11 protein-coding genes are annotated in these 12,857 nt (G+C 46.7%); 2 read left to right on the top strand and 9 right to left on the bottom strand.

Going from position 1 to position 12,857, the window contains the following annotated elements; all coding sequences use genetic code 11:
• Positions 1–13: 13 nt before the first annotated feature.
• The 7 genes from I8J31_RS06650 to metG all read right to left on the bottom strand — a co-directional run bounded on the left by I8J31_RS06650 (position 14) and on the right by metG (position 8,843).
• Positions 14–778 carry an electron transport complex subunit E gene (locus I8J31_RS06650; protein WP_199467502.1) on the bottom strand — a complete coding sequence of 255 codons (765 nt, stop codon included), beginning with the start codon at positions 776–778 and terminating at the stop codon, positions 14–16.
• Positions 779–787: 9 nt separating this feature from the next.
• Positions 788–1,405 carry an electron transport complex subunit RsxG gene (gene rsxG, locus I8J31_RS06645; protein ID WP_199467501.1) on the bottom strand — a complete coding sequence of 206 codons (618 nt, stop codon included), beginning with the start codon at positions 1,403–1,405 and terminating at the stop codon, positions 788–790.
• Entirely contained in the window at positions 1,405–2,463 is a 1,059-nt protein-coding gene (rsxD, locus tag I8J31_RS06640; RefSeq protein ID WP_199467500.1) for an electron transport complex subunit RsxD, read from the bottom strand. The genes rsxG and rsxD overlap by 1 nt, the downstream gene beginning before the upstream one ends.
• Positions 2,464–5,343: an electron transport complex subunit RsxC gene (gene rsxC, locus I8J31_RS06635; protein WP_199467499.1), complete on the bottom strand. Its 2,880-nt coding sequence runs from the start codon at positions 5,341–5,343 to the stop codon at positions 2,464–2,466.
• Between the two features lies 1 nt (position 5,344).
• Positions 5,345–5,941, bottom strand: a complete 597-nt coding sequence (gene rsxB / locus I8J31_RS06630) for an electron transport complex subunit RsxB (RefSeq protein WP_199467498.1) — start codon at positions 5,939–5,941, stop codon at positions 5,345–5,347.
• Between the two features lie 8 nt (positions 5,942–5,949).
• Positions 5,950–6,531: an electron transport complex subunit RsxA gene (gene rsxA, locus I8J31_RS06625; RefSeq protein WP_199467497.1), complete on the bottom strand. Its 582-nt coding sequence runs from the start codon at positions 6,529–6,531 to the stop codon at positions 5,950–5,952.
• Between the two features lie 260 nt (positions 6,532–6,791).
• Positions 6,792–8,843 (bottom strand): methionine--tRNA ligase, encoded by a 2,052-nt coding sequence (gene metG, locus I8J31_RS06620; RefSeq protein ID WP_199467496.1) that lies wholly within the window; start codon positions 8,841–8,843, stop codon positions 6,792–6,794.
• A 280-nt stretch (positions 8,844–9,123) separates the two neighbouring features.
• On the opposite strand from metG, the gene apbC reads away from it, so the two are divergent.
• Positions 9,124–10,206, top strand: coding sequence for an iron-sulfur cluster carrier protein ApbC (apbC, locus tag I8J31_RS06615; RefSeq protein WP_199467495.1), 1,083 nt, complete (start codon positions 9,124–9,126; stop codon positions 10,204–10,206).
• A 19-nt stretch (positions 10,207–10,225) separates the two neighbouring features.
• Complete coding sequence (gene dcd / locus I8J31_RS06610; RefSeq protein WP_199467494.1) at positions 10,226–10,813, top strand: dCTP deaminase; 588 nt, start codon at positions 10,226–10,228, stop codon at positions 10,811–10,813.
• A 161-nt stretch (positions 10,814–10,974) separates the two neighbouring features.
• Here the strand turns inward: dcd and I8J31_RS06605 are convergent, their stop codons facing one another.
• Positions 10,975–11,730, bottom strand: a complete 756-nt coding sequence (locus I8J31_RS06605; protein ID WP_199467493.1) for a hypothetical protein — start codon at positions 11,728–11,730, stop codon at positions 10,975–10,977.
• A 228-nt stretch (positions 11,731–11,958) separates the two neighbouring features.
• Positions 11,959–12,744: a phosphoribosylformimino-5-aminoimidazole carboxamide ribotide isomerase gene (gene hisA / locus I8J31_RS06600; RefSeq protein WP_199467492.1), complete on the bottom strand. Its 786-nt coding sequence runs from the start codon at positions 12,742–12,744 to the stop codon at positions 11,959–11,961.
• Between the last annotated feature and the right edge of the window lie 113 nt (positions 12,745–12,857).

The raw sequence follows: 12,857 nt of genomic DNA, 5'->3' as shown, positions 1-12,857 counted from the left end.
GAGCTAAAGCGGTTTAACCAACTTGCCCTGTGACACGAACACGCTTCGACTCGCTTGGACCATCTATGGCTTTTTGTGCTGCGATACGGTTCTTTTCTCGCTCATCAAGGTAGTTCTTAAAGGCGATGAGCAGTCCTAAGCCAATAAAGGCGCCGGGTGGTAAGATAGCAAAAAGCACATTAGGGTAGTTGTCGAAGACAACCAATTTCCAATGCGCTGCCGAGTCGCCAAACAGCAGCTGCATATCAGTAAAGAGTGTACCTTGACCGATCAATTCTCGCATGGCACCAAGGGCAATCAGAATAACGGTAAAGCCCAGTCCCATCATCAAGCCATCGAGCGCAGACGGTAAAACAGGGTTGCGGCTGGCAAAGGCATCAGCACGTCCTAAAATCGCACAATTGGTGACGATTAATGGAATGAAGATACCGAGAATTTGATACAGCTCGTAGGTATAGGCTTGCATGATGAGTTCGATGCAGGTGGTAAAAGACGCGATAATCATCACAAAAGCAGGCAGACGCACCGCATCCGCCACATAATTACGAATTAGAGAAACCGCTATGTTAGAGCCCATCAATACCACCATGGTGGCAAGCCCTAGTCCCAGCGCATTAACCACAGTACTGGTAACCGCGAGCATTGGGCATAAGCCTAATAACTGTACTAGGGCGGGGTTATTCTTCCAGATACCGTTGTAGATGATCTCCGCATAGTTCGCGCTTGGCTTATTCTCTTGAATCGCTTCGCTATCGATTGTCTCGGCGCTTGTTGTCATTGGATTATCCTAACGCGCTAGCAGCGCATCTTTATGTTGTTCGAAATAAAGTAGCGTATTTTTAACGGAGCGCACGACGGCCCGAGGGGTGATGGTTGCCCCAGTAAATTGGTCAAAATCGCCGCCATCTTTTTTAACGCCCCAGCCTTTTAATCCAGGGTTAGATAGGGACTTATTTGCAAAGCTTAAAATCCAGTTAGATTTTTTTAAGTCGACCTTATCCCCAAGTCCGGGCGTTTCTTTATGACTAATGACACGACTGCCAGTCACTACGCCATGTTTGTTGACGGCGACCAGCATATCTAGATTACCGTTATAGCCCCGTGGTGCTATGGTTTCAAAAATAATACCAGTGACCTTACCGTCTTTGCGGGCAAGGTGGATTTTGATTGGTTCAGCACTGCCCAATAGTGGATCGGCAGCCAGCATAGCGGTGTCTTTAGTGAGGTCATTATCATACAAATCCGCAGGCAATATTTCATTAAAGGCTGAAATTTGGGCATCTAGAATATTATTTTGTATGGTGCGCTCGGTTAACAGATGAGTGATAGCGATAAGCCCCGCAGTAAGCACCGCGAAGAGACCTAAGCCAACACTGTTACGACGAATGGAGGCAAACAATTCCATTAGTTGTCCTCCTTAATGTTGAGACCTGTTTTCGCTTTCTTATGACCATAGGTTCTTGGCTGAGTGTAATAATCAATCAAGGGCGCTGCAAAATTCATCAACAAGACACCAAATGCCATGCCATCAGGGTAACCCCCCCAAGCCCTAATCACATAGACCAAGATGCCTATTCCTGCACCGTAAACCAATTTACCACGATTACTGGTACAGGAAGACACAGGATCGGTAGCGATAAAGAAGGCGCCAAACATCGCCGCACCAGTGGTTAGATGAAATACTGGGCTAGCGGCATTGCTGGGATCAATCAGGTAGAAAATACCCGACATGACAAACAAAGCACCAAGCAGTGCCACAGGAGTATGCCAAGTGATAATACGCAACCAAAGTAAAGCGATACCGCCAAGCAAATAGGCGAGGTTAACCCACATCCAGCTACGTAAATTTAGTGTCTGTAAGGCAGCGATGGTATTAAAAGCGGTGTCACTATCGAGCAAGTCCTTATGTTTGAAACCGTCTAAAGGGGTTGCCATGGTGTAGCTGTCGATAGCGGGAAGGTGATGAAAAATCGCCTGTAGACTTTGCATAAAGGATAAACTGTTGCCAGAAGCAACCAGCTCTTGCACACCAAGCCACTGGCTCATGGGCACAGGAAAAGACACCAGCACAATGGCGTAACCCACCATAGCCGGGTTGAACGGGTTATTCCCTAGGCCGCCATAGATTTGTTTGGCGAAAATAATGGCAAAGCCCACCGCGGTTACTGTTACCCACCAAGGCACTGCGGGGGGGAGCGCAACACCAAGCAACACAGCGGTTAATAAAGCACTGTAGTCTTTTAGAAAGAAAGCCACAGGGCGGCGACGCATTGATAAGATAGCGGCTTCGCATAATAGCGCGGTAATGCCTGCAATGATCAAGTTGATCGCCGTGCCCCAGCCAAATAGCCAAGTTTGTACAATAATGCCGGGTAGGGTCGCTAAAATGACCATTTGCATTACCCAAGAGGTGCGCTGTCCTGCACGTTGAGTGTGGGGTGAGGTGATCCTCAATAATGCCATCTAACGATTCTCTTGCGTGTTATCTTGCGAATGGGTGAGTTGCGCTAAAAGCCGCTCTGCATCCTGTTGTTTTTGCTGTGCTGCGAGGATTTCCTGTTGAATACTTTCTGCTTCCTCAGGCGTACCTTCAACACTGTTTTCTAGGCGTTTGGTCAGCTTATTTATTTGTGCTTTTGCTAAGGCGGCGGCAATTTTTTGCTTTTTGATTTGTTCCGCTAAATTTGGCTTTTCGTCCGACGTTTTTGTCTCTATTTTAGGCGCTGCGGTTGGCTCGTTTGTTTGCGATTCGAGTGTGGCTAATTTTGCTTGAGCTTCTGCCAATTTCTGAGGCCATTCTGATGCTTCAATCTCTGCATCGTCTTTGCCTTGTTCTTTTAAAAGCGCAATGTTCTTTTCTGCCTTCTTAATGCCCGCTTTGGCTACCGCAAGGTCGATTTTACGTTTTTTATCCGCATCGGCATTAGCAGGGGTCATTGATGCTGCTGGCGCTGTGGCCGTTTCAGAAGGATTTGTTTCTGTTTCGAGTGTCGCTAGTTTTGCTTGCGCCTCTGCCAATTTCTTAGGCCATTCTGACGCTTCAATCTCTGCCTCGTCTTTGCCTTGTTCTTTTAAGAGCGCAATGTTCTTTTCCGCTTTTTTGATGCCAGCCTTGGCTACCGCAAGGTCTATTTTACGTTTCTTATCGGCGTCGGCGTTTGCAGGTGACGAGGCTATTGCTGCTGGCGCAGCAGGAGCTGGATTGGCGAGTGTTTTTTCTAAGTTATCAGCGCGTTGCTGTGCTTCTTTTAGCTGCTGGCGTATGGCATCGATTTCAGGTGCCTGAATCTCTTCTGCTTTTTTCAGCGCTTTCTCAACTTTTTTGACCGCTGCTTTGGCAATGGCCGCGTCGATTTTCAGCTTTTTCAATTCGTCGCTGACTGCCGCTTTCGCTACTGTGGTTGCCGGCCCGTTTGCCCCGAGTTTTTCCAATAGGGCTTGAGCGGCTTTTAGATCCGCTTCAAAGCCTGCAATTTTAGTTTTTATCTCATTGTCGTCAGGATTTTCTAGGAGTTGTTTTTGTAGCTTTTTCAGTTTCACGCCTATTAAAGCAACATCGACCTTGGCTTTTTTCAATTCGTCGCTGACAGGGGCTTTTGCTGGCGCTGGTGTGGCTGCGGCAGAAGGTGCTGCTGTGCTGACTTTTGCCAATTCCTCTTCTAGTAAAGCGACCTGTTTTTCTTGCTCGGTGGCTTGTTGTTGTAGAGCATTGATTTCTTCTAGGTGTTCATTCTCTTGCGCGGCAAGTAATTGCTTTTGTAGTTTCTTAAGCTTGGTTTTACCAATAGCTAGATCGATTTTCAGCTTTTTGCTTTCATCATTCGTTGATGCGGCTGAAGGCGTTGCTGTTGCTGAAGTTGCCGCTTTTGTCGGCGCCGCTTTATCACTGGCTTTTTGCGTTGTCGCTTTTTGACGAGCGAGACGCTTGGCTTCTTTCTCCGCCGCTTCTGCCTCTTGGCGAGCTTGACGAGCTTCAAAGCGTTGCTTGGCTAAATCAGATTTTACATTGGCTTCGCGGGCTTCACGAATGCTGCTTTTAGAATGACGATAGTATTGCACCAAAGGAATACTACTTGGGCATACGTAAGAACAAGCACCGCATTCGATGCAATCGAAAAGATTGTAGTGTTCGGCTTTTTCGTGCTCTTGGCTTTTGCTAAACCAAAGTAATTGCTGTGGTAGCAAGCTGGCAGGGCAAGCTTGTTCACACATGCCACAGCGTATGCAAGCTTGCTCTGGTGCCGGAGTGGGGAGTTCTTTCTTCGTTGCTGCCAGAATACAGTTACTGGTTTTGACGATAGGCACCACCGCAGAATCGAGCGTGTAGCCCATCATAGGGCCACCCATGACTAAGCGGTGCAGCTTTTTTTGTTCGGATTCAGCGTAGTCCAATAAATGCGCAATCGGAGTGCCCAATAAGGCTTCGACGTTTTGCGGTGACTTTAACGCGTCTCCCGTTAGGGTGGTGAAACGGGAAATCAGCGGCTTACCTTGATAAATAGCGTCGTGTACTGCGACACAGGTGCCGACATTTTGGCAAAGAATGCCAATATCGGCAGGGTGTTGGCCGCTTGGTACTTCTTTGTTGGTCAATAGTTGAATCAGTTGTTTTTCACCGCCAGAAGGGTATTTGGTCGGAACAACGGCGACTTTTATGGTGCTGTTACGCTCATCCAATAAGCGATTTAGCGCAGCAATAGCGGTGGGTTTGTTGTCTTCTATACCGATCACCACTTGGTCTGCTTCAACCAAATGTTGCAGGATCTCGATGCCAAGGATCAATTCCAGTGTTTTTTCACGGATCAGCATGTCATCTGCAGTGATGTAAGGTTCGCATTCTGCGGCGTTAATGATGAAGTGACTGAGCGGGTGCTTATGGGCCCCTTGTAACTTCACTTGTGTCGGGAAGCCTGCACCGCCCATCCCCACAATGCCCATTTCACTTAGATAGGCCAAGACATCGGTTTTACTGCCAACTTTCCAGTCCACGAGTGGGGTGAGTTCTGTCCACTCATCTTGTCCGTCTGGCGTGAGGATAATACAGAGGTCACTTAGACCGGATGGGTGCGCAATCAAACGCTCTTCAATCGCACTGATGGTGCCAGATGTTGGGGCGTGCAAGAAGCTGCTGAGAAAGCCATTGTTCATCGCAATGGTTTGGCCTTTGAGTACCTTGTCGCCTATTTTTACTAGGGGGCGAGAACTTTGTCCTATGTGTTGCCCAAGGGGCAAAATAAGCTCGTTTGGTAGTGGTGGGCGGCCTAATGGCAGTTGCAAGGATTGCGCTTTGTTCTGCTCTGGATGAATACCACCATGGAAGGAAAAAATCTGTGCTGCTTGCATATTAGTGTACAGCCTCCGTTTGGCGGTCGGTGGCAATAATATTTAATGAGGTGGCTGCAATGCCTTGAGGTTTATCCCAAGACCAAGTTCTAGAGGTCACGCCGACTTCTACCATATCGATACAATCTACCGGACAAGGCTCGACACAGAGGTCACAGCCAGTGCATTCATCGGCGATGACGGTGTGCATTTGCTTAGCGGCACCGAGAATCGCATCCACAGGGCAAGCCTGAATACATTTCGTGCAACCTATGCATTCGTCTTCACGGATAACCGCAACACGCTTTGCGGTTTCTGTACCGTGATCACCGTCTAACGGTACGGCTTCCACGTCTAATAAGTCCGCTAAGGCTTGAATGGTGACTTGGCCACCGGGCGGGCAGTGGTTAATGGCTTCGCCATTGGAGATGGCTTCTGCATAGGGACGGCAGCCAGGGTGACCACATTGACCACATTGGGTTTGCGGCAACAGGGCGTCGATTTGGTCAACAATCGGATCGCCTTCCACATGGAAGCGCACATTGGCATAACCAAGGATGGCGCCAAAAATGAGCGATAGGGCAACGAGGATTCCAACAGCAAGTAAAACAGTCAGCATGATGGCTCCTAAATCTGCACTAGGGCAGTAAAGCCCATGAAGGCAAGGGCCATTAATCCGGCGGTTACCATGCCGATAGCCGAGCCTTTGAAAGCCGTCGGTACATCCGCCACATTGATGCGTTCACGCATAGCAGAGAAAAGGATTAGAACAAAAGAGAAACCAACAGCGGCACCAAAGCCATAGAGAATGGATTCGACAAAACCGTTTTGTTTGCTGGTGTTTTGCAGGGCAACACCCAATACTGCACAGTTGGTGGTGATCAAGGGTAAGAAAATCCCCAAGACGCGATATAACAAGGGGCTGGTTTTGTGAACCACCATTTCGGTGAACTGCACAACCACGGCAATTACCAAGATAAAGGAAATGGTTTTTAAATACTCAAGACCAAATGGCTGAAGTATGTACTCGAACGTGAGGTAACTACATAGGCTAGATAAGGTCAGAACAAAGGTCGTGGCCATCGCCATACCAATAGAGGTTTCTAGCTTTCCAGACACACCCATAAAAGGGCAAAGGCCCAAAAACTGTACCAATACAAAGTTGTTAACCAGTATGGTGCTGACCAGAATTAGGAGATATTCCGCCATCTCACGTCCAAATAAAGTAATCGATGAATGTATAAAGTGTAAGACACGCATTATGACATTGCGCGCAGCGTAACTATACCAATCTACTTATAACTAACAAGACTAAACGTAGTGTAAATTCAGTCCGATTTAGTATATCGATAATAGGTTATTGTTATATAAGTTGGATTTATCATTTTAGAATACTAATGTTGCCCACCTTATTAATAATCGTTCTTATTTAAATAAGGTGGACGAGGCCATATCGCTTGATTTTAACCTTACATTACCCGTTGGCCGGGTTTTGCGCCTGCGTGGGGCTCAAGCAGATAAATTTCCTCTCCACCTGGGCCTGCGGCCAATACCATGCCTTCCGATAAACCAAATTTCATTTTACGTGGTGCAAGGTTGGCCACCATGATCGTCAGTTTGCCTTCTAGGTCTTCTGGCTTATAAGCTGACTTAATACCAGAAAATACAGTGCGAGTTTCGCCACCCAGATCTAACGTCAATTTAAGTAACTTATTGGCTTTTTCTACGTGCTCAGCTTTGGCGATCAAAGCAATGCGCATATCCACCTTGGCAAAATCATCGAAATTGATTTGCGCTGCGATGGGCTCTTTGGCCAGTTCACTTTCAACCGTTGTTGGGGTGGCGGCTTCTTTAGCAGCGGCTTCCGCTTCTGCTTCCAATTTTCCTTCTTCGATCATGGCGTCAATTTGCTTTTGATCGATGCGACCCATTAACGGTTTGAATTTATTAACGGTTTGACCGAACAATAGCTCGCTGCGGTTATCCCACGTTAATTCTTTACCAAGGAAAGCCTCCGCGTCGGCCACCATGTTGGGCATAACAGGTTTTAAGTAAGTCGCCAAAATGCTGAACAGGTTCAACGCCACGCTACACACTTCCTGTACTTGTGGCAGAGTGGCTTCATCTTTAGCCAACACCCAAGGGGCTTTATCGGCAATGTAAGTATTGGCTACATCGGCAAGGCACATGATTTCACGAATAGCTTTGCTGTATTCGCGTTTTTCAAAAAACTGAGCAATGGTGTCACCAGCGTCGACGAAAGATTGAATCATGTCGGCTTCGCTAGCTTCTATTGATAATTGACCATCAAACTTCTTATTAATGAAACTGGCCGTACGGCTGGCGATGTTAACCACTTTACCAACCACATCTGAGTTTACTCGTTGAATGAAGTCTTCTAGGTTTAGATCGATATCATCGACGCTGGCATTGAGCTTAGCAGCAAAGTAGTAGCGCAAATATTGCGGGTCCAAATGGTTCAAGTAGGTGCGGGCTTTAATAAAGGTACCGCGAGATTTCGACATCTTCTTACCGTCTACTGTGACATAGCCGTGGGCGTTCACCCCTGTTGGCGTGCGGTAACCCGCGCAATCCAACATGGCTGGCCAGAATAAGGCGTGGAAGTTGATGATGTCTTTACCGATAAAGTGGTAAAGCTCGGTGTCGGACCCTTTCGCCCAGTAATCATCGAAGTTCAAGCCTTCAGTGCGATCACACAGGTTTTTAAAACTTGCCATGTAACCGATTGGCGCATCTAACCAAACGTAGAAGTATTTGCCTGGTGCGTCTGGGATTTCAAAACCAAAATACGGCGCATCACGGCTGATGTCCCATTCTTGCAGGCCAGAGTCCAACCATTCTGCTAGTTTGTTGGCTACTTGATCTTGAAGTGTGCCGCTGCGCGTCCACTTTGCTAAGAAATCTTGGAAATCAGGAAGTTTAAAGAAGTAATGCTCTGATTCTTTTTCAACCGGTGTGGCACCGGAATAAACAGAAACAGGATTGATCATTTCCATTGGCGTATAGGTGGCGGCACAGACCTCGCAGTTATCACCGTACTGGTCTTCGGCTTTACATTTAGGACAGGTGCCCTTGATGAAGCGATCCGCAAGGAACATTTCTTTCTCAGGGTCATACGCCTGCACAATAGAGCGCACGGCAATTTTGCCATTGTCACGCAACGCCGTGTAAATACTGTTGGAGATTTCACGGTTTTCATCAGAGTGGGTGGAATAGTAATTGTCGTAGCCAATCAAGAAATCGTTAAAATCCGTCATGTGTTCTTGACGCACACCGTCGATCAACTCTTCCGATGTAATACCGTTTTGAGCGGCTTTAATCATAATCGCTGTGCCATGGGCATCGTCTGCACACACTGCGGTACAAATATTGCCACGCATTTTTTGGAAGCGTACCCAAATATCAGTTTGGATGTGCTCCAGCATATGCCCTAAATGGATAGAACCATTTGCATAAGGAAGGGCGCTGGTAACTAAAATTTTGCGTTGCGTTTGTGCCATTTTTGATAAGCCTACTGGATTAAAAAGATCGAATATTCTATCGATTAACAGGCCATGCTGATGAATGCGTAAAAAGCCCAACATAATCGATAATATTTAGAAGGCGTAATTATAAGACCCCGCTTCTAGTGTGCAAGCGTTAGACTTGCTTTTCCGCAATTTGCCCCCACTCTTTGGCAGATAATCTGAATTTATTTTGGCTATTTGTGGTTAGACAGGGTTAAAGCAGAATAATGGTTACCTATTATAAAGAACCACGCCACATTTCTAGGAGTATTCCATGTTAAGCGATGCCCAATTACAGGCAAAATTAGAAGCCCTCATTGACGACAACAGCGGCCAATCCTATGGTGCTGTGTGGCAAGTAATAGGGGATGAAAAACGTCTTCATGTCACCTTAACCTTGGGTTACCCAGCACAACAGCAACAGACAGCAATAGAGGCACAGATCAGAGAAACACTAACGGATGATCGTGACTTGCTATTAGACCTTGAACACAAGGTTGAAAGCCAAGCAACACAGGGAAGTATTGAAGGACTAAAAGGCGTTAAGAACATCATCGCTGTGGCTTCTGGCAAAGGCGGAGTAGGCAAATCCACCACCACGGTAAACCTTGCCTTGGCGATGGCGAAAGAGGGGGCTCGAGTCGGTATTTTAGATGCGGATATCTATGGTCCAAGCCAAGGTATGATGATGGGCTTCGCCGATGGTACTCGCCCACAGGTGCGAGAGGATAAATACTTTATGCCACCGACGGCCCATGGGGTGCAAGTGATGTCGATGGCGTTCCTAACCACCAAAGATACCCCAGTGGCGTGGCGTGGCCCTATGGTCACTGGTGCCTTGATGCAGATTTTGACACAAACCGATTGGAACGATCTTGATTACCTGTTCATCGATATGCCACCGGGGACGGGGGACATTCAACTGACTCTAGCGCAAAAAGTCCCTGTGGCGGGGTCTGTCATTGTAACGACACCACAAGACATCGCCTTACTCGATGCCCGCCGCGGCATTGAAATGTTTAACAAGGTGAAAATTCCGGTATTGGGTGTGGTGGAAAACATGTCTACCCATATTTGTTCAAACTGTGGTCACCATGAAGCCATCTTTGGCGACCAAGGTGGTGCCAGTCTTGCCAAAGAATATAATGTCAATGTATTGGGTCAATTACCGCTTAGCCTAGCCATTCGTGAACAGAGCGATGCAGGCCAACCTATCGTGGTAAGCGCACCAGAAAGTGATGCGGCAGGCATTTATCAGTCGATTGCTCGCAAGCTTGGTGCTACCCTTGCTGGCCAACAAGACCCTCAACAAGGTAAGCAATTTGTCATGCCTACCATTGGCATGAGTGACGACTAAAAGAGACCGAGGAAAAGCCATGCGTTTGTGTGACCGAGATATTATTAAAGCCTTAGATGACGGCTCAATTGTTATTGAGCCTCGTCCTGATAACAGCGTGATTAGCGGTGTGTCAGTGGATCTAAGGTTGGGCAATTCGTTTCGTGTGTTTCAAGGTCACCCAGCCCCTTACCTTGATCTAAGCAGCTCAAAAGCCGACCTTAGCAAGGTAATTGAATCCGTGATGAGTGACGAAATCACCATTGAGGATGGCAAGCCCTTCTTTATCCATCCAGGTGAACTTGTGCTCGGCGTGACCAAAGAATCCGTCACCGTCCCTGACTACTTGGTTGGCTGGCTCGATGGTCGTTCTTCATTGGCGCGACTTGGCTTAATGGTACATGTTACCGCCCACCGAATAGATCCGGGTTGGAGCGGTGGTATCGTCTTAGAGTTTCTCAATGGCGGTAAGCTTCCCATTGCCCTAAGCCCCGGCATGACCATCGGCGCCATCAACTTCGAAACCATGTCAGGTTCGGCGGATCGTCCTTATAACAAGCGGGACAACGCGAAATATAAAAATCAAACCTCAGCGGTTGGGAGCCGGATTTCTGGCGATAAAAACTAGGTTTTTGATTTCAAATTACTTTTCAGGAAAGAGGCTTCGGCCTCTTTTTTTGACCTCGACGGTCGGGTCGCTCGTTGGCTTAGTTGTTTTTATTCTAATGCTTTGTTTCCATAAGTTTTATTCCGCTCCGCTAAGCGGGTAACTTTTGTCAAATTCAAGGGTTATTTTTTATTAATCACTCGATAGTCCAATTTTCCAGCAACAGTGCCGGGCTTCTCTTTTGTTTGCACATCAAAGGTGGCGCTGTTTTTGTCTTTTTTGGGGTTGATTGACGCAATGGCCTGACCATTGATCAGTAGCTGATAGCTTTCTGAATAGGTGATGTTTAGGTCTTCTGATTGTGTTGACTCAAATAATAGCTTGTCTTTTAAGCGAATATCTCGACTTTCCCCTCGAATCCATTGACCCACTAATGGTTGCGCATTGAACTGGGTGTTAGAGTGCGAAATCTTAGTATCCGATAAGAAAATCTGAATTAAGTCGCCTCTTAACGCCATGTTACGGCGTTCTGCTACTCGAGCATTGAGTGCGTCAATCTCAGCGCTGGCTTTATTATTATAACTTTCAAGTTGCTCAACGGCTTTATCGGTTCCTGTAGAGGCGGTTGTTTGTTGCTTAGGCGGTTTAAACGCGTCCCCTATACGCTGCTTTAATTCCATATAATGCTGATTGGCGAGTAGGCGTTGAGAGTCTCGTTTTTTTAATAAATCTAGGGAAACGTTAGGAGCAACTAATGGTGTGTCTGGTTCCACTTTTTTGTCAGCAACAACTTTGCTAGAAACAGCAAGATCATTAGGCACAGCGGCCTCTTTAGAAATAGCAATATCTTGTTTCGTTTGGCTATTTTGCACCATTGGCAGTGAGCAGGCGCTTAGTATAAGTGTGGCGAGCCAAAGTCCGGAGCGGAATAGTGACATGAAAAATCCTGATATTATTTGTAAAAATAAGCGGCTGAAAAATGTAAATAGCCATGAAAAATAAATGCCATCAAGTATGCGGTATGGTTAGCGTTATGTCGAGACGTTGCAGAAGGAGTGGAGGTCGTCCCTTTAGTTTATGTTTATTGGCATGTTGACAGTGAATCTCTGAAAGCTGGATAAAACGCACTAAGGTATAGTGCGTGATGCCAAGCAAATGTGAGGTGATTAGTTTTGGTGTCTGATCTGAGGTTGATTCTGGGATTGGTTCCAAACAACACATTCGTCTAGAGTAACGCCTTGTCCGCCGAAAATATCCAGTGCGCTGCCGATGGTTAAATCCACATTACCAGCCGATAATTCATTAACGCGCTTTAGGTCATTGAGTGATCGAGCACCGCCAGCATAGGTCACCGCTATGGGGCAGCTTTGGCCCAGTAAGGTGACCAAGTCTTCATCTATGCCTGCTTGTAGGCCCTCAACATCTGCGGCATGAATTAAAAACTCATCACAATGATTGGCCAATTCAATTAAGTTTTCGCTATTCACTTGCGTTGATGTCACCGTTTGCCAACGGTCGGTGGCGATATACCAACCGTCTTTAGTGCGACGGCAGCTGAGGTCCAAGACCAAACGATCGACTCCCGTTTCACGTTTTATTTTGTCTAATCTATCCCAAGAAAACTCGCCATCTTTAAATAAATACGAAGTCACAATGACATGAGAAGCTCCCGCTTTCAGGTATTTAGCGGCGTTTTTTTCTTTGACACCGCCACCATACTGTAAGCCATTTGGGTAAGTTCGTAGCGCGCTGATGACCTCGTCTTCGTTGCCTTTGCCCAATGCAATAACGTGGCCCCCAGTAAGGCCCTGTTCACGGTATAAACTTGCATAATGAGCGGCGTCGTAATCACTGATAAAGTTTTCTTTGGCGCCTTTATTATTAAGGCTGCCTCCTACGATTTGTTTAACTTTGCCTTGGTGTAAATCGATACAAGGACGAAACTGGGTCACAAAAAACTCCAAATAGGGTTGAGGGTAAGAAGAAATTGTAGCGGAAAATCCAATCAGGTACGATGTACCAGAGCAAAGAACTGTTACAATCTTTCTTCACTTATTATTTAGAA

This window comes from Marinomonas transparens (genome assembly GCF_016463975.1).
Classification (GTDB): Bacteria; Pseudomonadota; Gammaproteobacteria; order Pseudomonadales; family Marinomonadaceae; genus Marinomonas; species Marinomonas transparens.
The sequence above is the reverse complement of the archived record's forward strand: the minus strand, read 5'-3'. Positions and strand labels throughout refer to the sequence as shown.

Bases quoted from the DNA above. Each gene is read 5' to 3' on its own strand.
- metG (WP_199467496.1), bottom strand. From the start codon at position 8,843: ATGGCACAAACGCAACGCAAAATTTTAGTTACCAGCGCCCTTCCTTAT.
- dcd (WP_199467494.1), top strand. From the start codon at position 10,226: ATGCGTTTGTGTGACCGAGATATTATTAAAGCCTTAGATGACGGCTCA.
- rsxA (WP_199467497.1), bottom strand. From the start codon at position 6,531: ATGGCGGAATATCTCCTAATTCTGGTCAGCACCATACTGGTTAACAAC.
- rsxG (WP_199467501.1), bottom strand. From the start codon at position 1,405: ATGGAATTGTTTGCCTCCATTCGTCGTAACAGTGTTGGCTTAGGTCTC.
- rsxB (WP_199467498.1), bottom strand. From the start codon at position 5,941: ATGCTGACTGTTTTACTTGCTGTTGGAATCCTCGTTGCCCTATCGCTC.
- apbC (WP_199467495.1), top strand. From the start codon at position 9,124: ATGTTAAGCGATGCCCAATTACAGGCAAAATTAGAAGCCCTCATTGAC.
- rsxD (WP_199467500.1), bottom strand. From the start codon at position 2,463: ATGGCATTATTGAGGATCACCTCACCCCACACTCAACGTGCAGGACAG.
- I8J31_RS06605 (WP_199467493.1), bottom strand. From the start codon at position 11,730: ATGTCACTATTCCGCTCCGGACTTTGGCTCGCCACACTTATACTAAGC.
- rsxC (WP_199467499.1), bottom strand. From the start codon at position 5,343: ATGCAAGCAGCACAGATTTTTTCCTTCCATGGTGGTATTCATCCAGAG.
- I8J31_RS06650 (WP_199467502.1), bottom strand. From the start codon at position 778: ATGACAACAAGCGCCGAGACAATCGATAGCGAAGCGATTCAAGAGAAT.